At 46.3% G+C, this 26,247-nt stretch carries 17 protein-coding genes; 5 read left to right on the top strand and 12 right to left on the bottom strand.

The annotated features are described in order from the left end of the window. A partial coding sequence (locus BIW15_RS20325; protein WP_179115321.1) for a tandem-95 repeat protein occupies positions 1-5,512 on the bottom strand: 5,512 nt, incomplete at its 3' end. 511 nt (positions 5,513-6,023) lie between these two features. On the opposite strand from BIW15_RS20325, the gene BIW15_RS20320 reads away from it, so the two are divergent. The 4 genes from BIW15_RS20320 to BIW15_RS20305 all read left to right on the top strand — a co-directional run bounded on the left by BIW15_RS20320 (position 6,024) and on the right by BIW15_RS20305 (position 10,626). Next, on the top strand, positions 6,024-7,334 hold the full coding sequence (locus BIW15_RS20320; RefSeq protein WP_005464216.1) for a TolC family outer membrane protein: 1,311 nt from the start codon (positions 6,024-6,026) through the stop codon (positions 7,332-7,334). Positions 7,335-7,336: 2 nt separating this feature from the next. After that, positions 7,337-7,957 (top strand): OmpA family protein, encoded by a 621-nt coding sequence (locus BIW15_RS20315; protein WP_021453008.1) that lies wholly within the window; start codon positions 7,337-7,339, stop codon positions 7,955-7,957. Between the two features lie 150 nt (positions 7,958-8,107). Beyond that, positions 8,108-8,461 (top strand): DUF2750 domain-containing protein, encoded by a 354-nt coding sequence (locus BIW15_RS20310; RefSeq protein WP_020840594.1) that lies wholly within the window; start codon positions 8,108-8,110, stop codon positions 8,459-8,461. Between the two features lie 188 nt (positions 8,462-8,649). Next, a complete protein-coding gene (locus BIW15_RS20305; RefSeq protein WP_077281541.1) occupies positions 8,650-10,626 on the top strand; it encodes a diguanylate cyclase in 1,977 nt (658 codons plus the stop codon). A gap of 8 nt (positions 10,627-10,634) precedes the next feature. Here the strand turns inward: BIW15_RS20305 and queC are convergent, their stop codons facing one another. Both queC and queE read right to left on the bottom strand, forming a co-directional pair. Continuing rightward, on the bottom strand, positions 10,635-11,333 hold the full coding sequence (gene queC, locus BIW15_RS20300) for a 7-cyano-7-deazaguanine synthase QueC (RefSeq protein ID WP_017448988.1): 699 nt from the start codon (positions 11,331-11,333) through the stop codon (positions 10,635-10,637). 14 nt (positions 11,334-11,347) lie between these two features. Continuing rightward, positions 11,348-11,998, bottom strand: a complete 651-nt coding sequence (gene queE, locus BIW15_RS20295) for a 7-carboxy-7-deazaguanine synthase QueE (RefSeq protein WP_069548023.1) — start codon at positions 11,996-11,998, stop codon at positions 11,348-11,350. A gap of 165 nt (positions 11,999-12,163) precedes the next feature. Here queE and BIW15_RS20290 point away from each other — a divergent pair, with 165 nt between their 5' ends. Next, positions 12,164-12,973 carry a Cof-type HAD-IIB family hydrolase gene (locus BIW15_RS20290; RefSeq protein ID WP_077281540.1) on the top strand — a complete coding sequence of 270 codons (810 nt, stop codon included), beginning with the start codon at positions 12,164-12,166 and terminating at the stop codon, positions 12,971-12,973. A 111-nt stretch (positions 12,974-13,084) separates the two neighbouring features. On the opposite strand, the gene BIW15_RS20285 is transcribed toward BIW15_RS20290, so the two are convergent. From BIW15_RS20285 to BIW15_RS20245, 9 genes are all read right to left on the bottom strand, one after another. Then, positions 13,085-14,548, bottom strand: coding sequence for a bifunctional NUDIX hydrolase/phosphatase PAP2 family protein (locus BIW15_RS20285; RefSeq protein ID WP_179115320.1), 1,464 nt, complete (start codon positions 14,546-14,548; stop codon positions 13,085-13,087). 306 nt (positions 14,549-14,854) lie between these two features. Beyond that, on the bottom strand, positions 14,855-16,405 hold the full coding sequence (locus tag BIW15_RS20280) for a trypsin-like serine protease (RefSeq protein ID WP_077281539.1): 1,551 nt from the start codon (positions 16,403-16,405) through the stop codon (positions 14,855-14,857). A gap of 199 nt (positions 16,406-16,604) precedes the next feature. Further along, positions 16,605-17,087 (bottom strand): GNAT family N-acetyltransferase, encoded by a 483-nt coding sequence (locus BIW15_RS20275; RefSeq protein WP_005477859.1) that lies wholly within the window; start codon positions 17,085-17,087, stop codon positions 16,605-16,607. A gap of 195 nt (positions 17,088-17,282) precedes the next feature. Continuing rightward, positions 17,283-19,160: a propionyl-CoA synthetase gene (locus BIW15_RS20270; protein ID WP_179115319.1), complete on the bottom strand. Its 1,878-nt coding sequence runs from the start codon at positions 19,158-19,160 to the stop codon at positions 17,283-17,285. A gap of 57 nt (positions 19,161-19,217) precedes the next feature. Continuing rightward, positions 19,218-20,414: a 2-methylaconitate cis-trans isomerase PrpF gene (gene prpF, locus BIW15_RS20265; RefSeq protein WP_077281537.1), complete on the bottom strand. Its 1,197-nt coding sequence runs from the start codon at positions 20,412-20,414 to the stop codon at positions 19,218-19,220. 9 nt (positions 20,415-20,423) lie between these two features. Beyond that, positions 20,424-23,015 carry a Fe/S-dependent 2-methylisocitrate dehydratase AcnD gene (gene acnD / locus BIW15_RS20260; protein ID WP_077281536.1) on the bottom strand — a complete coding sequence of 864 codons (2,592 nt, stop codon included), beginning with the start codon at positions 23,013-23,015 and terminating at the stop codon, positions 20,424-20,426. A 225-nt stretch (positions 23,016-23,240) separates the two neighbouring features. Then, entirely contained in the window at positions 23,241-24,383 is a 1,143-nt protein-coding gene (gene prpC / locus BIW15_RS20255) for a 2-methylcitrate synthase (RefSeq protein ID WP_005500536.1), read from the bottom strand. A gap of 131 nt (positions 24,384-24,514) precedes the next feature. Further along, entirely contained in the window at positions 24,515-25,411 is an 897-nt protein-coding gene (prpB, locus tag BIW15_RS20250; protein WP_005464610.1) for a methylisocitrate lyase, read from the bottom strand. Between the two features lie 12 nt (positions 25,412-25,423). Then, positions 25,424-26,137, bottom strand: a complete 714-nt coding sequence (locus BIW15_RS20245; RefSeq protein WP_005464619.1) for a GntR family transcriptional regulator — start codon at positions 26,135-26,137, stop codon at positions 25,424-25,426. Positions 26,138-26,247: the final 110 nt, after the last annotated feature.

The raw sequence follows: 26,247 nt of genomic DNA, 5'->3' as shown, positions 1-26,247 counted from the left end.
AGGTTGCGACTACCGTATCAATGCTCACTGCATCTTCAGTGATGCTCTCTACGGCATCAACCTTGATAGTTGGCGCATCGTTTACTGGATTTACTGTAACAGTTACTTTCGCTTCGTCGGTCAATTGGCCGTCCGTTACGGTGTAAGTGATTTCGGCGTCGCCATTGAAGTTTTCTGCCGGTGTGAAAACAAGTTTGCCATCCACCACTTCAACCGTACCCTGCTCTTTAGGAACAGAGACTGATTCAATACTCAGCTTATCGCCATCCACATCAGTATCGTTTGGCAGAACATCAATAGTAACTGCAGTGTCTTCTTGTGTCGTAGCGATGTCATCTTTCGCCACTGGCGCATCGTTGGCCGGTGTTACATTGACTTCAACGATAGCGGATTCAGACACACCGCCTGACGTGACAATATAGGTAAAGCTGTCTATTCCGTGATAGTTATCGTTTGGTGTGTAGGTCACACTGCCGTCCGGGTTGACCGAGACCGAGCCATTGACTGGACCGTTATTGGCATCGAGCGACACCACTTTACCGTCGCCTTCGAACGTGTCGTTACCTAAGACCTTGATGATGGTCGGTGTGTCTTCCACAACCGTCGCTTTGTCTGCCACGATGTCCGCTACAGGCGCAACCGTAAAGTCCACCGTTTGGCTAACGCTCTCACCGCTTGGGTCTTTAGCTGTGAACGTAATTGTCTCTTTGCCATTCCAATCCGCAGTCGGAGTGATGGTAGCAACGCCACTCACAATAGAGATTTGGATGCTGTTATTGCCAGAAACTGAGAATTCTAGCGAGGAATCAGAATCTTTGAATACTTCATTCAAGTCGATCGTGTATGCATCGAAATCTTCCGATAACACTTGGTCTGCAATGGCATTTTCAACAGTCGGTGCATCGTTAACACGATTCACAACCAAACTATCACTGTCGCTAGCCGTTGGATTAACACCATCCGATACTGACGCGCTAATAGTTAGATCTTTAAGGTTAAGTTCATCATTATTAACTGCATCAACGCCTGCTTGAGTCAGCTTGACTTCATTGCCAACCAACACGAAGTAGCCGTTTGAGTTGTTTTCTAAAGAAACGGCTAACTGGTCTTCAGGCGTGTCAGTATCGCGAACCGTTAAGGTTGCTACTACCGTATCAGTGCTCACTGCGTTTTCAGTGATGCTTTCTACGGCATCAACCTTGATGGTTGGCGCATCGTTCACTGGGTTAACGGTAACGCTCACTTTCGCTTCGTCGGTCAATTCACCGTCCGTTACGGTATAAGTGATTTCAGCGTCACCATTGAAGTTTTCGGCCGGTGTGAACACCAACTTGCCATCAACAATCTCAACTGTACCTTGGTCACTCGGCACAGACGCCGAGTCAATGCGTAACGTATCACCATCGATGTCAGTATCGTTTGGCAGAACATCAATAGTAACCGCGGTGTCTTCTTGTGTCGTAGCGATGTCATATTTCGCCACTGGCGCATCGTTCACAGGCGTCACATCGACGTTCACCGTGGTGGACTCACTGACGCCACCGGAAGTGACGATGTAGGTGAAGCTGTCTGCACCGTGGTAGTTGTCGTTTGGCGTGTAAGTCACGCTGCCGTCAGGATTGACTGAGACCGTGCCGTTGGCTGGGCCGTTATTGGTATCTAGCGACACCACTTTATCGTCGCCTTCGAACGTGTCGTTACCTAAGACCTTGATGATGGTCGGCATGTCTTCCACAACCGTCGCTTTGTCTGCCACGATGTCCGCCACAGGCGCAACCGTGAAGTTTACGGTTTGGCTAACGCTTTCGCCGCTTGGATCAGTGGCAGTAAAGGTTAGGGTCTCTGAGCCGTTCCAGTCTGCTGTTGGTGAAATGGTCGCGATGCCATTTTCAATCGAAACCAGCACGTTGCTGTTGCCAGACACTGAGAAGTTCAGTGCGGAGTCGCTATCTTTAAATGCGTCGTTTAAATCAATCGTGTAGGTCGCGAAGTCTTCCGATAACTCTTGATCTGCAATGGCATTTTCAACAGTCGGAGCATCGTTAACACGATTCACAATCAAACTATCACTGTCGCTAGCTGTTGGATTAACACCATCCGATACTGACGCACTAATAGTTAGGTCTTTAAGGTTAAGTTCATCATTATTAACTGCATCAGCGCCTACTTGAGTCAGCTTGACTTCATTGCCAACCAACACGAAGTAGCCGTTTGAGTCATTTTCTAAAGAAACGGCTAACTGGTCTTCTGGCGTATCAGTATCGCGAACCGTTAAGGTTGCGACTACCGTATCAGTGCTCACTGCATCTTCAGTGATGCTTTCTACTGCATCAACCTTGATGGTTGGCGCATCGTTCACTGGATTTACTGTAACAGTTACTTTCGCTTCGTCGGTCAATTGGCCGTCCGTTACGGTGTAAGTGATTTCGGCGTCGCCATTGAAGTTCTCGGCCGGAGTGAAAACAAGTTTACCATTCACCACTTCAACCGTACCCTGCTCTTTAGGTACAGAGGCTGATTCAATACTCAGCTTGTCGCCATCCACATCAGAATCGTTTGGCAGGACATCAATGGTAACTTCGGTGTCTTCTTGCGTCGTAGCGATGTCATCTTTCGCCACTGGTGCATCATTCACTGGCGTCACATCGACGCTCACCGTGGTGGATTCAGACACACCGCCAGAGGTGACGATGTAGGTGAAGCTATCTGTACCGTGGTAGTTGTCGTTTGGCGTGTAAGTTACGCTGCCATCAGGGTTGACCGAGACCGTGCCGTTGGCTGGACCGTTATTGGTATCTAACGACACCACTTGGTCGTCGCCTTCGAACGTATCGTTACCTAAAACCTTAATGATGGTTGGCGTGTCTTCCACAACCTTCGCTTTGTCTGCCACGATGTCCGCCACAGGCGCAACCGTGAAGTTCACCGTTTGGCTGACGCTTTCGCCGCTTGGATCGGTAGCAGTAAAGGTCAACGCTTTTGAGCCGTTCCAGTCCGCAGTTGGAGTGATCGTGGCAATGCCATTGACGATCGCCACTTGTATGTTGCTGTTGCCAGAGACGCTAAACGTTAACTCGCCATCAACGTTATCCACATCACTGAAGGCGGTATTCAGATCGATAGTGTATGGCGTGAAGTCTTCTGCCAAGGTTTGATCTGCGATGTTGCTTTCAACCACAGGCGTGTCGTTTACAGCATTCACGGTTACTTTGACCGTTGCTTGGTCAGTCAGTGCGCCGTCGGTGACGGTGTAAGTGATTTCGGCGTCGCCATTGAAGTTTTCTGCCGGTGTGAAAACAAGTTTGCCATCCACCACTTCAACCGTACCCTGCTCTTTAGGAACAGAGACTGATTCAATACTCAGCTTATCGCCATCCACATCAGTATCGTTTGGCAGAACATCAATAGTAACTGCAGTGTCTTCTTGTGTCGTAGCGATGTCATCTTTCGCCACTGGCGCATCGTTGACCGGTGTCACATTGACTTCAACGGTGGTGGATTCAGACACACCGCCAGAGGTGACGATGTAGGTGAAAGTATCTTTACCGACGTAGTTATCATTTGGTGTGTAAGTCACGCTGCCGTCAGAATTGATCGAGACCGTGCCGTTGGCTGGGCCGTTATTGGCATCGAGCGACACCACTTTACCGTCGCCTTCGAACGTGTCGTTACCTAAGACCTTGATGATGGTTGACGTGTCTTCAACGACCGTCGCTTTGTCTGCCACAATGTCCGCTACAGGCGCAACTGTGAAGTTTACGGTTTGGCTAATGCTTTCACCGCTTGGATCAGTAGCAGTAAACGTTAGGGTTTCTGAGCCGTTCCAGTCTGCTGTTGGTGAAATGGTCGCGATGCCATTTTCAATCGAAACCAACACGTTGCTGTTGCCAGAGACTGAGAAGTTCAGCGCTGAGTCGCTATCTTTAAATGCGTCGTTTAAATCAATCGTGTAGCTCGCGAAATCTTCCGATAACACTTGGTCTGCAATGGCATTTTCAACAGTCGGAGCATCGTTAACACGATTCACAATCAAACTGTCACTGTCGCTAGCCGTTGGATTAACACCATCCGATACTGACGCGCTAATAGTTAGGTCTTTAAGGTTAAGTTCATCATTATTAACTGCATCAACGCCTGCTTGAGTCAGCTTGACTTCATTGCCAACCAACACGAAGTAGCCGTTTGAGTTGTTTTCTAAAGAAACGGTTAATTGGTCTTCAGGCGTGTCAGTATCGCGAACCGTTAAGGTTGCTACTACCGTATCAGCGTTCACTGCATCTTCAGTGATGCTTTCTACTGCATCAACCTTGATGGTTGGCGCATCGTTTACTGGATTTACTGTAACAGTTACTTTCGCTTCGTCGGTCAATTCACCGTCCGTTACAGTGTAAGTAATTTCAGCATCACCATTGAAGTTTTCTGCCGGTGTGAAAACAAGTTTGCCATCCACCACTTCAACCGTACCCTGCTCTTTAGGAACAGAGGCTGATTCAATACTCAGCTTATCGCCATCCACGTCGGTGTCGTTAGTCAGTACATCAATGGTAACTACGGTGTCTTCTTGTATAGATGTGGTGTCATCAACGGCAACAGGACTGTCATTTACAGGCGTAACCGTAACAGTCACTTTCGCTTCGTCCGTCAAATCGCCATCAGTTACGATATAAGTGATGGTTGCTTCACCGTTGAAGTTCTCAGCTGGCGTGAACACCAGTTTGCCGTCGACAATGTCAACTGAGCCTTGCTCTGAAGGAACTGATGCTGATTGAATGCTGAGTACGTCACCTTCAACATCACTATCATTGACTAAAACATCAATCGTAACAGCGGTGTCTTCTTCTGTCGTAATTACATCATTTTCTGCGTTTGGCGCATCATTGATAGGCAGAATATCGAGATTTGCAGAACCAGATACCACTAGGGCTTCGTCATCAATAATGTCGAAAGTGAAAGAGACTTCTGTGTCATCATCGATTTGCGGAGTGAAAGTCCACGTGCCATCACCATTGTCGACAAGAGTGCCATTCCCTTTATCGATAATGAGGTTCTCAACAGATAATGTGTCTTTGTCTTCATCATCAACATTTGACAGTAACTCTTCCGTCGTAATGATGATTGAACCACCGTCCTCTTCTATCGCATCAAGAGTAACTGGCGTTGTTGCCAAAGGTTTATCAGTGCTGTCAGCACTCGTTTGAAGATTACTTCGGAATAGATCGTTCAGTGCTAGAACTTGTGTTTGCGATAGTCCTAGAGACTCAATACCAATGGTTTCAAAACTGGTGGATGCCAAGAGTTCAGTACCATCGCGAACAATTGTCGCACTGGTTTGCAGACTAGAGCCGCCGTTCTCACCAGCTGCTGGCGCAAACTCTTCATCTACAGCAGAAGGGTCTTGTCCTTGTTCGATTGCACTAATAATTTGTAAAACATCATCAGTGACATCTTTAGAACCCTGCTCTTGAGTCAATTGCACGTTTAAATCCAGAGGGCCAACATCTGTTGATGTCACAACCACTTCTCCTGGTAGTGGCTGTTGTCCCTCCGTTAGTACTCTCAGCTTCCCATCTAATCCTATTACAACGACTTGATTGCCGAGTGAAACTAACGCTGTACGATCCATATAAAACTTCACCCCAAATTACTGTCAACTTTTTGACTAACGATACTAATTTGCTATATATTGCCCGAATATATACTGCAATAACAGTAATTTGATGCCTATTTTCAACTTATAAGTCACAATTTTTCCATATTGTCGATTGTCAGTTGGTGGGTGATTGAGATCTCTGTATAAGCAACTATAAAATGTAACAAAACCAAATAAAGGTGATATTAGTTCGAAGTTAAACCCCTAGTAGGCATATTTTCGTATCACTTTTGAAACACATTCTAAACAAAGCGATTGGTTACATCGTCGATTATTAGTGGTATTGTGCGCTAAATTATTGACGCCCTTATAGGTATTCCACTTATAAGCCCTCTCGCCTCGAGAAATTACATAACCATCTAGGAGAATCACAGTGAAGTGGACTCGTGCCAACGCCTTTTGTATTGGTGTATTCGCCGCTAGTCATGCTTTTGGGCAAACACTAGAGCAAGCCGTAGAAAATACGCTAAAAACAAATCCCGATATTAAAAGCGCGTTCAATGAATTCGTTAGCAAGCAGTATGTGAATGAAGCATCTGGCGGTGCTTACCTCCCTTCCGTCGATCTTGACGCAGGTATCGGTTACGAAGGTATAAATCCTGCAGAATCAGGACGAGACTCAACCGATCTGACTCGTAAAGAAGCCACTATCACTTTAACGCAATTGATTTGGGATGGCTCTGCCACTCTTAATGATATGGACCGTACTGCTGCAGATGCAGAATCTGTGCGATACCAACTACTTGCGGATGCGCAAGACACTGCGTTGGAAGTGACTAAGGTGTACTTAGATTCTGTTAAAGCGTATGAAATTCTTTCTCTTTCAGAGAACAACCTGAAAGTTCATAAGAAAATTTATGAAGACATTAAAAAACGTGTCAACTCAGGTATCGGCTCGACCGCAGACCTGACTCAAGTTGAGGCGCGTTTAGCAAAAGCGCACGGTAACTTAGTTGCGGCTCAAAATAACCTGTTTGATAGCCAAACGATGTTTACGCGTCTTGTCGGACAATCGCCACAAGGATTGATCTTCCCACGCGCGGATCAAAACTTCATCCCATACACAATCGATGAAGCGATTGACTTGGCATTTGAATCTCACCCTGTCATCAAAATCTCGGTTGCAGATGTGGATTCAGCGAAGTTCCAGTACAAACAATCGAAAGGAACTTACTACCCGACCATTTCTGTAGAAGCAGCACAAACATGGCGCAACGATGCCGGCGGTATTGAAGGCAGCAGCGATGAAACGACAGCAATGCTTCGAATGCGTTACAACTTGTTCAACGGTGGTAGTGATGTTGCGAACGCAGAAAGCTTTGCATATCAGTTAAACAAAGCGAAAGATCTACGAGAGCGCGCATACCGAAATGTCGAAGAAGGACTTCGCTTATCTTGGAGTGCGTTAGATTTAACTCTGCAACAAAAAGAGTTTTTAGCTGACCACGTAGACTCAGCTTCTGAAACGGTCATTGCTTACGAAAAGCAATATCGCATTGGTAAGCGTACTCTACTTGACCTTTTAAACACTGAAAACGAACTGTTCGAAGCAAGAAAGAACTATTTAGACGCTAAATACGCGGAACAATACGCGAAGTATCGAGTGATGAATGCTACGGGTCAACTGTTGAATGCCTTGCGTGTTGATGTACCAACAGAATGGAACCAGAAGGTGGAGTACTAATCATGAAACCGATGAAACTGCTATTGGCATTAAGCGTTATCGCCGTTACGCAACAAGCAATCGCTGAAGATGAGTACGATTACCGTGCATTCCCTACCGCAGAACAAATTGCTGACTTACAAGACGAAGATAACGACGGTGTGATTAACGCTCGCGACCTATGTCCGGGGACGCCAGCTGGCTCTGAAGTTGACAATGATGGCTGTGGCGAATACATCAAAGCATCTGAGAAAATGCAAGTTCGTGTGCTATTTGCCAACGATTCTGATGAGATCAATCCGGTATTTCGTCGTCAAATTCGTGAGTTGTCCGAGTTCTTGAAGGATTACCCAACGACCTCGATTGAACTACAAGGTTACGCGAGTAAAACAGGTGGTTCAAAACACAATCAAGATCTCTCTGAACGACGAGCGAAAAACGTGCGTGACGCGCTATTAAGTTACGGTATTGAACCAAATCGTGTTCGCATCATTGGTTTTGGTGACACACATCTAGCAGAGCAAGGCACCGATCAGGTAAGTCACGCACTTAACCGCCGAGTGACCGCATCTGTTGTTGGTTACAAGGGTAAAGTTAAAAAAGAGTGGACGATCTTTACGACGCTTCCTGAAGCAGAAAGCTAATCTAAACTTTTACACTCTCACATCGCACTCAGATTTGACAAAAGGAGCTTCGGCTCCTTTTCTTTTCATAGTGGCTTGAAGCCGTATTATGCTTTAGGAATCGGCGCTTTAGTGGTAATCTAGCGGCGTCATAACAATGAGAGTTTTGAAATGAGCAAACTTACATCAGATATCCAAGCAAACCTTGATCTTTTCGTAGCAGAAACGAAAGAAAGCCAACTCGTTTGGGGTCTACGCAATGAAGAAGGTTGGTTGTCTTGCGATTCAACTGAGTTCGAAAATAGCGAAGTAATGCCTTTCTGGTCTTCAAAAGAAGATGCTGAAGCGCATAACGTTGAAGAGTGGGCAGATTTTACTGTTCTTGAAATTCCACTAGATATCTTTGTAGAAGATTGGCTTCTGACTCTTGCTGAAGACGGCGTTCTTGTTGGTACAAACTGGAATGATCAGCTAGAAGGCAAAGAAATGGAGCCTCAAGATCTAGCGAAGCTATACGTAGACTAATCGCGTTGACCTCGGCACTTGTGCCGGGGTTTCTATTCCCTCCCCTAATTCTCAACACAAATATCGACCCACTTCATAGTTTTTCCATTCAGTATTGTTTATTCACTTCACGTGGTCACATCGCCTATAAGATAATGGGTATAACATACTGAAAAGATTATATAAGAAAAACACAAGGCTACTTCCTTATGCGCGCGCTGTCTCCTTTGCTTGCGTCACTGCTTTTTTGCAGTCAAATATACGCAAGTGACTCTACCGAGATTGAACACACCCAAAACTTTACGCAATGGCACGCTGTCTATCAAACAACGTTACACAACGATGCGGCTTCTGCTCTTAGCATGCTTCAAGACCGTTATCATACTTCCGTATCTGACAGCGAGAGACTTTACGTCAGTGGGTTGATTTATGAATACATGGCTAACATCAAGCAGCCTTATTACGGAAGTAGCCAAATCTTAAACAATGATTTCGCGAAGTTAGAATCTGAGTACATTCTCGCTTTAAACGAACGTAAACATGGCAGTTATGACGCTTCTGTTGCCAGTTTCAGCTCGTTAAGGCAAAAGATGAAACAAAATGGTAACGTGGAAGGTAAAGCGTTGATGAATTACCAACTTTGCTACACGCTAAACCAGCAAGGCCGTTACCACAAGGCAAACTTCTTTTGCTCATCTCTCGAAAGCCATTTAGACGATAAGCACGCAGAAGTCTTCCCTGCAGACTTGGCGTTGCGAGTCGTAGCGAACAACTACAATTATCGCGGCGACTACGAAAAAGCTCTGAGCTTGTACCGCCGTCTGCTTGCCAATATGTCTTATCAAAGCGACCCATCTGGTATTTATAACGATGTCGGCAATTTACTGGCCGAATTAGGACAGTTTGAGCAATCGGAGCAATACCTCATCCAATCCTTGCTTGCGCGTCAACTTGAGGAGGCCCCACTCAAAGTGGCGCAAGTCGAACACAGCCTAGCTCGGATGTATAACAAATCGAAAGATTTCGATAAGGCCATTAACCACTACCAGAATTCATTGAAAATCTTGGAAGAGCTCCACTATCCGTATGGACAAGGCTTGGCGTATTTGGGTCTTGCTTCCGCTATTGCTGAAATTGGCAACCTTGAACAAGCCGTCAAATACATTAACAAAGCACTCGGTTTGGGCGAGCGATACGAAAACAACCATTTACAAACCGAGGGGCATTTAGCCGCTGGTTTTGCTTATCTGAAAAATGACGCGCCAGAAAAGGCGATCGAGCACGGTAAAGAAGCGTTCACACTAGCAATGGAAAACTCAAGGCCATTGCTACAAGCGAGAGCACAACTGTTGCTGTCCAATGCTTACCAAGAACTTGGGGATTACAAAGCGGCGCTAAGTCACTATGAAGCGTATTCAACATTGGAACTAGATAACCGAGACACCAGTAACATCAAGGCAATGGAAGCTCTCGACCTCACCAAAAATGAGTACGAATACGAACTGCAACTGATCAAACTTGCGAACGAGCGGAATTTAAAACAGAGCGAGTTTGAAAAGCTTACAGATCAAAAACGCGCGTACAATTTTGTGGTTGCCTGCTTAGTGCTTCTTTTGGTGTTGGCAATAATGGCTCAGCGACAAACTCGAAATAAAGCACGGATAGACAGTTTAACGTGCGCCTTAAACAGAACCGCGATCATTGAAACCATCAAAAGCCAAACCTCGAAAACTCATCAAGAGATGCGATATGTTCTGGCTTTAATTGACTTAGATAACTTTAAAGCCATCAATGATACCTACGGCCACCCTACTGGCGATTTGGTTTTGAAACACGTTTGTCAAAGCATCCGCGTAAAACTCAATAAAGGTGAATACATCGGGCGTTTAGGTGGAGAGGAATTTGTTCTTTTACTCAAAAACGTTGATGAAATTGATGTACCGTTCCGAGTTCAAAGTTTGCATAAAACTATTTCGGAAAAACAAATCAAAACGGAAAGAAATGAAGACCTTCGTGTAACGGCAAGCTTGGCCTATCTATCGACATCAATGCCACTCACCAACTTCGATGAGCTGTACTCGATATTAGACCAAGCTTTGTATCAGGCGAAGAGAAATGGCAAAAACGCGGTTGTTGATGCGTACAATGAGCCAATTAACCTGAGTTCAGAATTTGCAAATTCGTGAAGGTCTGTTTATAGACCTTCTGATTCCTGCTTTTGAACCAAAGATTTCATAACTGCATCTTTGTTATTCAAGTAATCATCGAGCCCGGCTTTGCGTAAATCACACGATGGGCAATCGCCACAACCATCACCGATGATGCCGTTGTAGCAAGTTAGCGTGTTTTCACGAACCAGTTGCAACGCATTGTATTGATCCGCTAACGCCCATGTTTCTGCCTTATTGAGCCACATCAGCGGTGTTTTGATCGTCAAAGCTCGATCCATACCTTTAACCAGCGCCGTGTTCATTGATTTCACAAAATCGTCTCGGCAATCTGGGTAGCCACTAAAGTCCGTTTCACACACGCCAGTAATCACCGTATCGGCACCGATTTGGTAAGCGTAAATGCCAGCAAGAGTTAAGAACAAAATATTACGGCCAGGCACAAACGAGTTCGGCAAGCCATTCTCTTGTAATTCGTGAGAAACAGGGATGTCATCACGCGTCAGAGAGCTGATAGCAAGTTCATTCAGTAAACCGACATCCATCACTTTATGTGCTTTTACACCAAGGTCTTTGGCGATCTTTTGTGCAACTTCGATCTCCAATTTATGACGTTGGCCATAATCAAAAGTGATTGCATGCACTTCATCAAACTCTTTAAGGGCTTGCACGAGACAGGTTGTCGAGTCTTGTCCGCCACTGAAAACAACAACAGCTTTTTTCATTTTACTCTCCGAGCTTAAGCAATACTTAGGTATTTATGAGTTTGAATAGATAGACGCCAATTGCGCGAGATGCACGTTTCGATACACAACTTAGTTGCGCGAGGCTTCTGGCTGATTGGTTGTAAAGCGATCACCGTTTCTGTCTTTATATCAGCGTTTACAAGTAATTCATCAAGATGGTCGATGTCTTTTTGCGTACCGACTGGGTGCTTGATTTCATTAGCACGCTCCAACGCACTTTTCAGTACGGGCAATTTACCTTTCATCGCCACTTTTGGTGACACTGTCACCCACGTTTTTTCAGACGTGACGACTTCTGATGTCCCACTGGTTTCAATCTGGCACTGACAGCCCATATCTTCAAACGCTTTGCTCAACGGACGCAAATCGTAAATACACGGTTCACCACCAGTGATAACAATATGCTTCGCATTGAAGCCTTGCTGTTTGTATTGTTCTACGATGTCTTCAGCCGATGCCGTGCACCAAGTCGGAGAATCTTCCGTCTTCACCAAAATATCACCGATAGGACGCTGATCCTTTTCTTCGGCATCCCACGTTTGTTTTGTATCACACCAACTGCACCCCACTGGGCACTCTTGCAAGCGAACGAAAACGGCAGGAACACCAGTAAAGATCCCTTCCCCTTGGATGGTTTCAAACATCTCATTTAGCTTATACAACGCAGAACTCACTTAACTCATAAAACTTCGAGGCGAAGACCTTAATGGAGAGGCGTGTCTAGGTCAATTCAAACCAAAAATTAATTGTTAAAATAGCCCATTTTGTAGTTTCATACTCAGGTTCCCATTATTTTAAGGTAAGTAAAAATGTACAAACTGATCGCCCTAGACATGGACGGCACGTTATTAAACAGCGACAAAGCGATTTCAGAAGAAAACAAACACGCTATCGCGAAAGCTCGTGAAGCTGGCGTTACTGTCGTTTTGGCTTCTGGCCGCCCACTTGAAGGCATGCAGGCAAAATTGGATGAGCTGAATATTCATTCCGATAAAGATTTTGTCCTTTTCTACAATGGTTCTATGGTTAAAAACGTAGGTACAAACGAAATTATCCACCAGCAAATCATTGATGGTAAGGCTGCTAAATTAGTCGCTCGTAAAGCGAAAGAACTAGGCGCTTATGTGCACGCATTCAGCCAAGTACACGGCTTGATCACTAATGAGAACAACCCATACACTGACATCGAAGCCAACATTAATGGCTTAGATGTGACAGAGATGAATTTTGAATCGCTAGAAGATGATCATCCAATCATCAAAGCAATGATGGTTGCCGAGCCAAGTAAACTCAACGAGGTCATCATTGCGCTTCCGTCTGAAATGCGTGAAGAGTTTACTGTTGTTCAAAGTGCCCCATTCTTCCTAGAGTTTCTTAACCCAGCGAGCAACAAAGGCATCGGAGTTGCAGCGATTGCTGAGTACTTAGGAATTCAACCAGAAGAAGTGATCTGTATGGGTGATGCTGAAAATGACCACCACATGCTGAAGTACGCAGGTCTTGGTATCGCGATGGCAAATGCGATGGAAGAAACCAAGAAAATCGCAGATTGCATCACTGAAAGTAACGACGACCACGGCGTAGCGAAAGCAATTGAAAAATTTGTTCTTAACGCTTAGATCTCGCTTTATAAAAGTAGCTTTAATAAAAGTAGCGTTACAGAAGTAAGCGCCTAAAACACAAAAAGCCTCGCGAATTGCGAGGCTTTTTACTTGATACCGAAGAACTTATTATTCTGACAGTTTGAGCTCTTCTTGGTACTGATTTTGATGAGTCAATCTTCTTGCCATAAAGATGAACAACAGCATCAATATCGGATAGTGGAACGTCATAAACACCAATGACCAAAAACCGCTGGAAGAGACGCTCGTCGCAGCAAACAAATACACCTGCTGAGTCAATATCAACGCCAAAGTGACAAAAATCATCTGCTTACTGTTTAATCTCACCTGAGACTCCTTAAACGTAAGCACGAGTGCAGAAGCCGTGATCAACATCGCTAACCAGTTGCCAAACACAGGTAACGGCCAAATCACCGAAATAACGGCAGTCACTGCAGTCAACGTAAACCACACTCCTTTTGAGCTGAGGAGTTGATCAACATTGACCTCTGGATTCGTTTCCAAACGTAATACGTGCCAAGCAACCAAGATGCCCAACAAGGCGCCCAGTAACATATCAAGAATAAACGCAGAACCTAGGAAGAACTTGCACAGCATGACTATTAGCGTGATAGCGGCCATCAACACTGTGGTACTGTTAAATCCAAAGCTGTGCGTTCTTTGGAACAAAAATGTCAACACACAGAACCAAACCGCAATAGGCAAGCTTGGAAAACTAAAGCCGTAACTGTTTGGAAGTTCCGCCATAGGCACGTACACATGCGGCCTTGGTAGAGAAAATCCCTGCTGTGCCACCAAAACCATTAAAGATGTCGCGGTAATGGCGAAGAACAGTCGGTACACAAAGCGACTATCAAAGCGCATCATGACGAACGGGAATAAAAACAGCAAAATAGTCGGCGTCGTCAGCTCCATCACTACGCTTGCAAAGTCGTACGCGGCTTTGTAACTGTTGTCTGAAAGCTCACCAATCCAACCTTGTAGTTCCATCACCCAAGAGAGCTCGATCTGACGGAATGTAGGTGCAGACTCAATTAACTGTGTAACGTAAGAAACCGGCTGGTTTGTTGCATTAGCAAAAAGGTTAACAACTGCTGGCCATTGAGCCGGATAGCGATATTGAGATGCCGTAAGTTCACTTGGGTTAAGCAGCATGGCAGAAGCCACTTCCACACCGTAATGAGGCGCAAACCAAGAAGGCAGCTCGTTTCCACCCAATGAGTTATTCATAGAAAAGGCGATAACTTCAGAATCAGATACGCAGTCGAACAAGATCGCAGTTGAGGTTCTACCCAACTCATTACCGACAGTTACTGCAAGCCCCGTTTCTTCCCACGTTTCTCGTTGCGCGGCAATTTCTGGAGATTCACCTTCAATAATAGTACCTCCCGGCAAGGAGATTTTGTTGGTGAGAATTTCATGAACCAGTACAAGCTTGTCGTCGGCTCGAACAACACAGAGCGCGCCTTTAATTCCATTCAATGACGAACCGGATACCGATTTTGCCATTGTCACTGAAGACGTAGAAAGCAAAGCAGAAAAGAGAGTGAGAAAAAACAACTGTCTCAGCACAAGATAAACCTTTAATGAAGAGAATAATGACCAATGCATGATGGCAGTATTACCAATATTTTTCGACATAAATTAAGTAACGAGTTATGCATATGATGCACAAGTCAAAAAAGTCATCGGAGAAAATTCTTAATGTAAATCTGACAAAAATCAGACAAAACGTGAAATATTGATCGCAATTCTGCCAGTTATATAAGCAAACTGTCAGGATAAAGTCATAGGTATTTTGTGGGTTCTCATATTTAAAACAACAAAAATGGGCTTATTATTCGAAAACAATAAACCCCATTTATGATTAGTATGACTTTATAGCTTTATCCACGCATGAGTCCATGCAGAACCTACGCCCGGCTCATAAGCGCTTGGCGTCGAACCACACCAAAGACTATTTGGCCACGGTAAACATTGATAAGACGAGCCCTGATTAGTCACAACATCGCCAGCGAGGTATTGAGATCCTGCTTGATAGATATTATCTGAAGGAACAGACACAACTGGCGGCTCAGTCGGCGGGATGACCTGATCTTGATGTGACGTACAGTTTGCATCGCTCACTGCTTGCCAAACGCCCCAGGAACCCGATTCTGCTGGGTTATCGCCTTGAGTCCACCATTGCGCTTGCCACACTTTTCCATTCCACGTGACCGTATCGCCTTTATTGTAAACAGATGAGGCTTGCCATTCGTTTGCACAACTTCCTGTTGGTGGCGACGTTACCGATTTGGCTGTTGCAGACACAACCGCTTGATATAAAGTACTGGTTTTATCAACACCGAAGTTCAACGTCACTCTAGCTTCACCCGCTTGTGATGCGCCAAACTCCACATCCACACGACAGCTCGTATATGCAGCTAACGTTGTTTGAGAACATTGATCGTTGGCAATCAGTGCTGCATCAGTCACTCCTGAGCCGCCAATGCGTACATTTTCGACAGTGAATGCAGTATTTCCCGAATTACTAATCACAAATCCATGCTGCTTGAGTTCGCCAACATTAAACGCTGGCAACGTTTGATTAGCAGTGTAACCAACAGAAACGTTATCTTTCGGAGGCGTTGAAGTGCCGATGACGCCATCCACAAAACTGCGCAACGCTGCAATATCACTGTACACGCCGTACATACCCGGACGTGCACACCCTATTCCCCAGCTAACCACGCCAAGTTGGGTAATCGCACCGCCGCGATTAATAACGATCGGGCCACCGCTGTCACCCTGACATGAATCTATCCCACCTTGCGGCACGCCTGCACAGAATGCCACTTCCCCAACGGTGGTGTAGTTTCCACCCGCCTGACGACAAGTGGCATCCGACACGAGTGGAACATCGACTTCTTGCAATCTTGTTGGCGAACTGCCGCCTTCTGACGTTCGACCTAAACCTGCAACTGTCAACCAATCTCCAATACTGGCGTACTGCGCCAAGCTGCCATCAGCAATTTCAACTGCGGATACACCTTGTGGGACGGAATCTAGCTTTAGAACCGCAATATCATAAGAAAGCGTGGCGCGTCGATAAGACGGATGCATGTGGATTTCACTCACATTCGCTCTTATTCCATCGGTGCCGTTGTACACGACGCCACCAATTTTCACGGCGATTTGACTCGGTGAATCGCCCTCCACACAGTGAGCCGCCGTCAATACATAGCCATTGCCAATGTAACTGGCACCGCAATAGGAGCGATTGCTGTAGCGACTTACAATTTGTGTGTAGAACTTCCATTCAGTTGGATCGGCGGTAATGCCGCCCACGATTTTCGGTTGAATGATGTGGTTTTGCGTCTGTGATAAATCATCAGCACTTGCAAACATTGGCAAGACTGCCAAAGCAAGTAACGATTTTGATAGTTTCAAAGTATTATCCTCTTGTTTTTGTAAGCACGATCCTCGTGCTACTCATAAAACAAGCAGACAAATTCAATGTTACCAATGTAAGTTGAGTAGCAAATTCATAGCTTGCGAGCCACTTAAACGCAAAAGTCTATTGACGAACTGAATGATTTCAATTCCACATGGTTTCTGTCACTGAATTACCGTCAACAAGACGTATTAATTACGATGGATTTAAGGGCTTTCGCAAACAGTGAATATGATGCCCAAACCCTTGTTTTTCATACAATGCGAGTGCTTGGCGGTTAAAACTCCAAACCTCAACAAACATCTGGGTTGCGCCGTAATCGATAAAGGTAGCCTCTATCTTATCGAGCAAAGCTTGAGCCGTTCCTTGCTTTCGATATTCCGGCATCACATACAACTCATCCACACTGCCCATCATCACAGGTTGGCTGACAACGGAAGTTAACTCACAAAAGTGACCAGAGACAAAACCGATAACTTCATCACCGACTTTCGCTACATATACCAAACACTCGGGATTATCGATGTAACGAGCAATGCTTTTCTCTTGTTCGATTTCTTCGGCAGTTTTAAACAATTCAGGGGATTGAACATGGTGCTCATCGTGCAAATCGAACATAAGATCGTTGAGCACTTCTAAATCATCAAAACTCGCAGCTTTGATTACAAATGCAGACATACTAAGGGTTACCAAAATTTGAGTCCGTATAGTGTGTTGCGAAAACGCAGGCTTGGCAAGCCACAAAAGCGCCTACTCACGATTGTTTTCTGGAGCACCAACGCAAAAAAGCCCCTGTACAAATCGGCATACAGAGGCAGAACCAAACTACGGAGTTCGAGGATCAGGGTTTCATTTGAGTACGACGATAAATTGTTAGCGTCGTAATACTCGCTCTATTTCATTCAGGCTCGTTGGATCATCAATCGTCGATGGCACGGTGTATTGTTCACCATCAGCAATTTGGCGGATGGTTCGACGCAGAATTTTACCCGAGCGTGTTTTCGGTAAGCGATCTACAACCAGTGCGTGTTTGAAGCATGCAACCGCGCCAATCTCATTTCTCACCTTGCCCACAAGTTCGCCTTCTAGCGCTAACTCATCAACCTTCACGCCATCTTTCAGCACAACGAAACCAAGTGGTAGCTGTCCTTTTAGCTCATCGTGAATGCCCACAACCGCACATTCTGCAATGGCAGGGTGACCACCAACAATTTCTTCCATTTCACCAGTAGACAAACGGTGGCCAGCGACGTTAATCACATCGTCAATGCGTCCCATGATGAACAAGTAACCATCTTCATCAAGGTAGCCGCCATCGCCAGAAACATAGTAACCCGGGAATTGGCTTAGGTAGCCCGTTTCAAAACGATCATGGTTTCGCCATACCGTTGGTAAACAGCTTGGTGGTAACGGACGCTTTAACGCCACAAAACCTTGTTGATTAGGTTTTACTGGTTCACCCAGCTCATCGAGGATTTCTACTTGATAACCCGGAATAGGCTTAGTTGAAGAACCCGCTTTTACTGGCATCATTTCAATGCCCGTTGGGTTCCCCGCAATCGCCCAACCTGTCTCTGTTTGCCACCAGTGATCGATAACTGGTTTATCAGTTTTGCTTTGTACCCATTCCAGCGTAGGAGGATCTAAACGCTCACCAGCCATAAAGATGGTTTTCAGGTTTGACAGATCATACTGCTTTAAGAACTCGCCTTCCGGGTCTTCTTTCTTAATCGCACGGAAAGCCGTTGGCGCCGAGAACAAAGCATCCACTTTATATTCATCACACACACGCCAGAATGCCCCCGGATTCGGAGTTCTGACTGGCTTACCTTCAAACAGTATTGTGGTGCAACCATGAATCAATGGCGCATAAACAATATACGAGTGACCAACTACCCAGCCCACGTCGGATGCCGCCCAGAACACACCACCTTGCGGGATGTTGTAGATTGCACTCATTGAGTACTTCAGTGCCACGGCATGACCACCGTTATCACGCACTACGCCTTTTGGTTTACCTGTGGTACCCGAGGTGTAAAGGATATATAGCGGATCTGTCGCCAGTACTGGTACACAGGCATGTGGAAGTGCTTGGCTGTACTCTTGCTGCCAATCCAGATCTCTCTCTTGGTTTAGCTCGGATTCACATTCTGGACGCTGGAAAACAAACACTTTCTCTGGCTTCCAACGACTGTCCATGATCGCTTTGTCAACCAAAGGTTTATACGGAATGATTTTGCTGATTTCAATGCCACACGATGCCGTCATAATAACTTTAGGCTCTGCATCTTCAATTCGCACAGCAAGCTCATTAGGCGCAAAACCACCAAACACCACAGAGTGAATTGCCCCCAAACGTGCACAGGCAAGCATCGCCATCGCCGCTTCTGGGATCATCGGCATGTAAACAACAACTCGGTCGCCTTTTTCAACGCCTTGGGCAGACAGCATACCGGCAATTTTAGCAACTTGATCGCGTAGCTCTCGGTAAGTGTAAATCTTTTTATTTCCCGTTACTGGTGAGTCATAAATTAGCGCAGTATTATCACCACGTCCTTGTTCGCAATGGTAATCCAATGCCAACCAAGACGTATTCATCACCCCATCTGGGAACCAACGTTCGATGCCGTCCTCATCAGATTTCAAGATGGTTTTAGGAGATTCAAACCAGTCGATATTCTCCGCTTGAGCGCGCCAAAAACTCTCCGGTTCGTTTTTCGCCCATAAATATTCTTTTTCGTATGAAGACATATTGCTTCCTCCAGTATGTCCTGACATTGCTCTCGTTCTATTCAAAGACCGTTCTTTTCACTCAAAGACATCAGAGGGTACACGCACAAATCCCTCCATTAGTATTCTCGCACTTCGGCTCATGATGGCTTTTTGTACCACCCAGCCCTGTTCAGTTTGCTTCGCTTGTGCTCCAACTTTTAGCGTTCCTGACGGATGACCAAAAGTCACTGACTCTTTTTCGCCTCCACCAGCAGCCAGATTGACTAATGTTCCCGGTACACACGCCGCCGAAGCTATCGCAACGGCTGCTGTTCCCATCATTGCATGGTGAAGTTTGCCCATCGACAACGCACGTACCAACACATCAATTTCCGACTCATTTACCGCTTTACCGCTTGAGGACTGGTAACTTTTCGGCTTGGATACAAACGCGACCTTTGGTGTGTGCTGGCGCGTCTGAGCTTCTTCTAAATCAGATATCAACCCCATCTTCAACGCACCATGCGCACGGATGGATTCAAACATCGCCAACGCTGCGTCATCGTTGTTGATTTGATCTTGCAGTTCCGTGCCCTGATATCCAATCGACTCAGCATCAATGAAAATGGTTGGAATACCCGCGTTGATGAAGGTAGCGTTAAACGTACCCACATCAGGCACCACTAAATCATCGACTAAGTTGCCAGTTGGGAACATGCTGCCTTCGCCATCTGCCGGATCGACGAAATCGACCTGAATCTCAGCGGCTGGAAATGTCACACCATCAAGTTCAAATTCTCCGGTCTCTTGCACGAATCCGTTCACAATCGGCACATGAACCAAGATAGTTTTACTGATGTTCACCTGCCAGACACGCACCGTCACAATGCCATTTTCTGGAAGTCGATCTTGCGGGATCAGGCCAGCATGGATAGCAAAAGGCCCAATTGCGGCAGACAAGTTGCCGCAGTTACCACTCCAGTCTACGAATGGTTTGTCGATCGACACTTGGCCAAACAAGTAATCAACATCGTGATCGTCACGGCTACTTCGAGAAACGATCACCGTTTTACTTGTACTTGACGTCGCACCTCCCATGCCATCGATTTGTTTAGCGTAAGGATCTGGGCTGCCGATAACTCGCAACAACAGTTTGTCACGCGCTTCACCTGCCACTTGAGCCTCTGATGGCAAATCTTCAAGGTTGAAAAAGACACCTTTACTTGTGCCGCCACGCATGTACGTCGCAGGCACTTTAATTTGGCTCATTTGATTCGGAGTATTGTTTTCCATAGCCACTCCTTATTGCGCCAAGAAATCTTGAGCAAAGCGTTGTAAAACACCACCTGCGTTATACACGTGCACTTCGTCAGCGGTATCTAAGCGACAAGTAACTGGAACGTCGACTTTCTCACCGTTGCTACGTGTAATAACCAAGGCTAAATCTGCACCCGGCTTGATTTCTCCAACCACGTCGTAAAGTTCCGTACCATCCAGTTCTAGCGTATTGCGGTTAACGCCTGGCTTAAATTGCAGTGGTAGTACACCCATGCCAACCAAGTTAGTACGGTGAATACGCTCAAAGCCTTCAGCAACAATGGCTTCTACGCCGGCCAATCGAACACCTTTTGCTGCCCAGTCACGAGATGAGCCCTGACCATAATCAGCACCAGCGACTACGATCAGTGGCTGTTTGCGGTTCATGTAGGTTTCAATCGCTTCCCACATGCGTACAACCTGACTTTCTGGTTCGATTCGCGCCAGAGAACCCTGAACCACTTCACCGTTCTCTTTCACCATTTCGTTAAATAGTTTCGGGTTAGCAAAGGTCGCACGTTGCGCCGTTAAGTGATCGCCACGGTGAGTTGCGTAAGAGTTGAAGTCTTCTTCCGGAACGCCCATTTTGGCAAGGTATTCACCCGCCGCACTGCTCGCCATGATCGCGTTGGATGGTGATAAGTGGTCTGTTGTGATGTTGTCACCAAGAACCGCTAATGGGCGCATACCAGACAGGGTTCTTTCACCTGCAAGCGCACCTTCCCAGTATGGAGGACGACGAATGTAGGTACTCATCGGACGCCACTCGTATAGCGGACTAGAGCTTTTCTCTGCGTCATCCAGTTTGAACATCTGGATATAAACCTGATTAAACTGCTCTGGCTTAACGTGTTTACCGACCACTGCATCGATCTCTTCGTCACTTGGCCACAAATCATTGAGGTAAATTGGTTTACCGTTTTGGTCAGTGCCAAGTGCATCACGCTCGATGTCAAAACGAATCGTACCGGCTAGCGCATAAGCGACAACCAATGGTGGTGATGCTAAAAAGGCTTGTTTCGCATAAGGATGAATTCGGCCATCGAAGTTGCGGTTACCAGATAGAACGGCTGTCGCGTACAGGTCGCGGTCAATGATCTCTTGTTGGATTTTCGGATCCAACGCGCCACTCATACCGTTACAAGTCGTACATGCGTAACCGACGATACCAAAGCCAAGCTTTTCTAACTCTGGTAATAAGCCCGCTTCTTCCAGGTAAAGACGCGCAACCTTAGAACCCGGAGCAAAAGACGATTTCACCCAAGGTTTACGTACAAGGCCGAGCTCATTGGCTTTCTTCGCGACAAGGCCTGCGGCAACCACGTTTCTTGGGTTACTGGTGTTAGTACAAGATGTTATCGCAGCAATGATAACTGCACCATCTGGCAACTCGCCTTCTTTCTCTTCCCATGCACCAGAAATGCCACGTTGTGCCAGCTCAGAAGTAGGCAAACGGCGGTGAGGGTTTGAAGGGCCAGCCATGTTACGGCTGACTGATGACAAATCGAACTCAAGTACACGCTCGTAAACCGCTGTATCAAGATCGTCTGCCCAAAGGCCGGTTTGTTTTGCGTATTTCTCAACTAAGTCGACTTGCTGTTCGTCACGACCAGTCAGTTTTAGGTAGTTGATGGTCTGCTCATCGATGTAGAACATACCCGCTGTTGCACCGTATTCTGGCGTCATGTTGGAGATGGTTGCGCGGTCACCGATAGTCAGGTCTCTTGCACCTTCACCAAAGAATTCAAGATAAGAAGAGACAACACGCTCATTACGTAAGAACTCGGTAATCGCCAAAACAATATCCGTTGCGGTAATACCCGGCTGACGTTTACCCGTCAGTTTCACACCCACGATGTCTGGCAGACGCATCATTGACGGGCGGCCAAGCATCACGGTTTCGGCTTCCAGACCACCAACACCGATCGCGATAACACCCAGTGCATCAACATGGGGAGTATGACTGTCGGTACCAACACAGGTATCTGGGTAAGCAATGCCCTGCTTCGCCTGTACAACCGGAGACATTTTCTCCAGGTTGATTTGGTGCATGATGCCGTTACCCGCAGGAATCACGCTGACGTTTTCAAAAGCCGTTTTACACCACTCTATGAAGTGGAATCGGTCTTCATTTCGGCGCTCTTCAATCGCACGGTTTTTCTCGAACGCATCGGGATCAAAACCCGCGTGTTCTACCGCAAGTGAGTGGTCAACGATCAACTGAGTTTCAACCACAGGATTGACTTTTGAAGGGTCACCGCCCTGATCGGCAATCGCATCACGTAAACCGGCTAAGTCAACAAGCGCTGTCTGACCTAGAATGTCATGACAAACAACACGTGCTGGATACCATGGAAAATCAAGATCACGTTTGCGTTCGATGAGCTGCTTCAGGCTGTCTGTTAATACGCTTGGATCGCAACGGCGTACAAGCTGCTCGGCAAGAACGCGTGAGGTGTAAGGGAGCGTTTCATAGGCTCCAGGAGAGATAGAGTTTACGGCTTCGCGGGCATCAAAGTAATCAAGTTGAGTCCCCGGAAGCGACTTACGGAATTGGGTATTAATAGTTGTGCTCATGGTTTGCTTCCATTCAATCTGTACATCTTGGCCTTCTCCCCATCACTCTAGAAACGCTACTCTAGCAAAGCAGTTTGGAGAACTTGATTGGAGAACTTTTTGAGATGTAGTCGCTCTAGTAATGTTTGTGACGAGAAGTCCTCCTTCTTCTGCCAAGAGAGTGAAAACAGAAGAAGGAGGAGATAAACCAATCAAAGCATGTAATGACTTTGACTGGCTTTCGCGCTAGCGATTCTCAATAGGCACCCACTCTTGATGATCTGGACCTGTGTAATCTGCGCTTGGGCGAATAATGCGGTTGTTCGCGCGTTGCTCGTACACGTGTGCAGCCCAACCAGTTAAACGGCTCATCACGAAAATCGGTGTGAACAGCTTGGTCGGAATGTCCATAAAGTGGTACGCCGATGCATGGAAGAAGTCCGCATTACAGAACAAGCCTTTCTCACGCTTCATCACCGATTCAACACGCTCAGATACTGCGTATAAATGCGTGTCACCCACATGCTTCGACAATTCCTCAGACCAACGTTTGATCAGTGCGTTGCGAGGGTCGCTTTCTCGATAAATCGCATGACCAAAGCCCATGATCTTGTCTTTATTCGCCAGCATTTGCATGATGTTGGCTTCGGCTTCATCCGGCGTCTGCCAATCTTCAATCATCTCCATCGCTGCTTCGTTTGCGCCGCCGTGAAGTGGCCCACGAAGCGTACCGATTGCAGCTGTAATACAAGAGTGAATGTCGGACAGTGTTGATGCACAAACGCGTGCTGCGAAGGTTGATGCGTTAAACTCATGCTCTGCGTAAAGAATTAATGAACAGTGCATCACTTGCTTGTGTAGCGCTGATGGCTCTTTATCTGTAAGTAATCGCAAGAAATAACCGCCGATGCAGTCTTCGGTTTGATCTTCTGTGTCGATACGAACGCCATCGTGACTAAAACGGTACCAGTAACAGATGATGGCTGGGAACAAGGCTAACATGCGCTCTGTTGCTTGCAGTTGCTCATCAAAGCTCATTTCCTGCTCTAAGTTACCCAATACAGAACAACCCGTACGCATTACGTCCATTGGGTGCGCGCTTGCTGGGATCAGTTCTAAAGCTTGCTTTAACTCGGTCGGCAAACCGCGAAGGCTCAGTAGGTGTGTCTTGTACGCATCAAGTTCTTGTTGGTTCGGCAAGTGACCGCGTAACAGAAGATGTGCAACTTCTTCAAATTGAGCATTATTGGCAAGGTCAGTAATATCGTAACCGCGATAAGTCAGACCGGTCCCCGTTTTACCGACAGTACATAAAGCTGTGCTTCCAGCGCTTTGACCACGCAGGCCAGCGCCACCTAACTCTGCTTTCTTTGCTACAGTTTGAGGCATTGTTTGAACTCCTTTTCTGTCTGGCTTTGCCCTCTTTCGGAGCGTTTTTAGCCAGACGAATTTCACGTTATTGGATTAGATAAATTCCGATTATCTTTTCTTGGGCTTCCGTCTATCTTTTCTTTTCCCCGCTATTTCCCTTCAGAGAATAGCTGGTCAAGTTTGTCTTCGTAGTCGTGGTAGTTCAGGTGTTGATACAACTCTTTGCGTGTTTGCATTGAATCAACCAGCGCTTCCTGATTGCCTACTTCTAGTAAGTGTTTGTAAACCGTTTCAGCGGCCTTGTTCATGGCACGGAACGCACTTAATGGGTAAAGCACCATGTCCACTTTCGCTTTTGCTAATTCGTCACAGCCATACAGTGGCGTCGCGCCGAATTCAGTAATGTTAGCTAGAATAGGCACATGTTTTCCGGTTGCTTGCTCTAGCGCATTTGAGAACTGAAGGTACTGATCCAACTTGTTCATCGCTTCTGGGAAGATCATGTCTGCACCAGCTTCCACACACGCAATGGCACGTTCAATCGCGCTGTCCATGCCTTCTACAGCAAGTGCATCTGTGCGTGCCATAATCACGAAACTTTCGTCATTACGCGCATCCACCGCCGCTTTCACGCGGTCAACCATCTCTTGCTGGCTCACAATCGCTTTGTTCGGACGATGACCACAACGTTTTTGTGCAACTTGGTCTTCCATATGCACAGCTGCCGCGCCCGCTTTTTCCATTTGCTTAATGGTACGAGCGATGTTGAATGCGCCGCCAAAACCGGTGTCGATGTCAACCAAGAGCGGCAAATCACACGCGTTGGTGATGCGGTCAACGTCAACCAGTACGTCGTTCAATGTTGTAATGCCTAGATCAGGCAATCCGTATGAAGCGTTAGCAATACCGCCACCAGACAAGTAAATCGCTTGATGCCCCAAGTTCTTCGCCATCATGGCGCAGTACGGGTTAATGGTGCCGACAATTTGCAGCGGATTATTTTGTTCTACGGCGAGTCTGAACTTCGCCCCCGGTGTTAAGCTCATGACGAATTCCTTCTAGTCTTTGTCTAAACTTTCTGTATGTATAATTTGTGATTGGATGAGCTTTCGACTTCCTGAGATGTGTCGTCTCATCAACATTTCTGCAAGCTCTTCATCGCGATTGCGAATGGCTTCCAGAATGAATTTGTGCTCAGTCAGCGCTTCATTTGGACGAGATTGCGCGCGCGGTGACTGATAGCGGTACATGCGCAGCAAGTGGTAAAGCTCGTCGCACAACAGAGAAATCAGCTTACTGTTTCGGCTTGCTTGGATGATGCGATAGTGAAAATCAAAATCGCCATGCTGATGGAAGTAAGAGGCGCCTTCCACTTGGTCGATGTGCTTTGAATGTGTCGACAACAGCATTTCCAAGCTCAATAACTCTTCTTGCGTAATGTGTCGTGCTGCTAGTCGTGCTGCCATGCCCTCCAGAGCTTCGCGCACCGAATACAGTTCAATCAGTTTGGCTGGAGAGAAGGTCGTCACTCTTGCGCCAACATGAGGAATACGCTCAATCAATCCAAGCCCTTCCAAACGCATTAATGCTTCGCGTAGCGGACCACGGCTGACTTGGTATTTCCTTGCTAGCTCAGGCTCCGAGATTTTGCTACCCGGTTCCACATCACCATTTACGATCACTTCGATCAATGTTTCTGTCAGTGTTTCGGACTTGGTGTGTTCTTTCTCAGAACCCAGTACTTTGTAACGAGCTTTCAACTCAGAGTTCATATTCAGGCACTCACATAATCGACATCAAAGTGTCTACAATTTCTTAACCTGAATTTAAAATAGACGATCAAAGTGTCGACAATCAAGTAAATTGTCGACAATTTAGACTA

The sequence above is a fragment of the Vibrio sp. SALL6 genome (assembly GCF_002002385.1).
Lineage (GTDB): Bacteria > Pseudomonadota > Gammaproteobacteria > Enterobacterales > Vibrionaceae > Vibrio > Vibrio parahaemolyticus.
This window is presented reverse-complemented; position numbering and strand designations above follow the sequence as displayed.

Excerpts from the sequence above, each read along its gene's own strand:
- BIW15_RS20315 (WP_021453008.1), top strand. The coding sequence starts at position 7,337 with ATGAAACCGATGAAACTGCTATTGGCATTAAGCGTTATCGCCGTTACG.
- BIW15_RS20310 (WP_020840594.1), top strand. The coding sequence starts at position 8,108 with ATGAGCAAACTTACATCAGATATCCAAGCAAACCTTGATCTTTTCGTA.
- BIW15_RS20305 (WP_077281541.1), top strand. The coding sequence starts at position 8,650 with ATGCGCGCGCTGTCTCCTTTGCTTGCGTCACTGCTTTTTTGCAGTCAA.
- queC (WP_017448988.1), bottom strand. The coding sequence starts at position 11,333 with ATGAAAAAAGCTGTTGTTGTTTTCAGTGGCGGACAAGACTCGACAACC.
- queE (WP_069548023.1), bottom strand. The coding sequence starts at position 11,998 with ATGTTTGAAACCATCCAAGGGGAAGGGATCTTTACTGGTGTTCCTGCC.
- BIW15_RS20290 (WP_077281540.1), top strand. The coding sequence starts at position 12,164 with ATGTACAAACTGATCGCCCTAGACATGGACGGCACGTTATTAAACAGC.
- BIW15_RS20275 (WP_005477859.1), bottom strand. The coding sequence starts at position 17,087 with ATGTCTGCATTTGTAATCAAAGCTGCGAGTTTTGATGATTTAGAAGTG.
- BIW15_RS20270 (WP_179115319.1), bottom strand. The coding sequence starts at position 19,160 with ATGTCTTCATACGAAAAAGAATATTTATGGGCGAAAAACGAACCGGAG.
- prpF (WP_077281537.1), bottom strand. The coding sequence starts at position 20,414 with ATGGAAAACAATACTCCGAATCAAATGAGCCAAATTAAAGTGCCTGCG.
- acnD (WP_077281536.1), bottom strand. The coding sequence starts at position 23,015 with ATGAGCACAACTATTAATACCCAATTCCGTAAGTCGCTTCCGGGGACT.
- prpC (WP_005500536.1), bottom strand. The coding sequence starts at position 24,383 with ATGCCTCAAACTGTAGCAAAGAAAGCAGAGTTAGGTGGCGCTGGCCTG.
- prpB (WP_005464610.1), bottom strand. The coding sequence starts at position 25,411 with ATGAGCTTAACACCGGGGGCGAAGTTCAGACTCGCCGTAGAACAAAAT.
- BIW15_RS20245 (WP_005464619.1), bottom strand. The coding sequence starts at position 26,137 with ATGAACTCTGAGTTGAAAGCTCGTTACAAAGTACTGGGTTCTGAGAAA.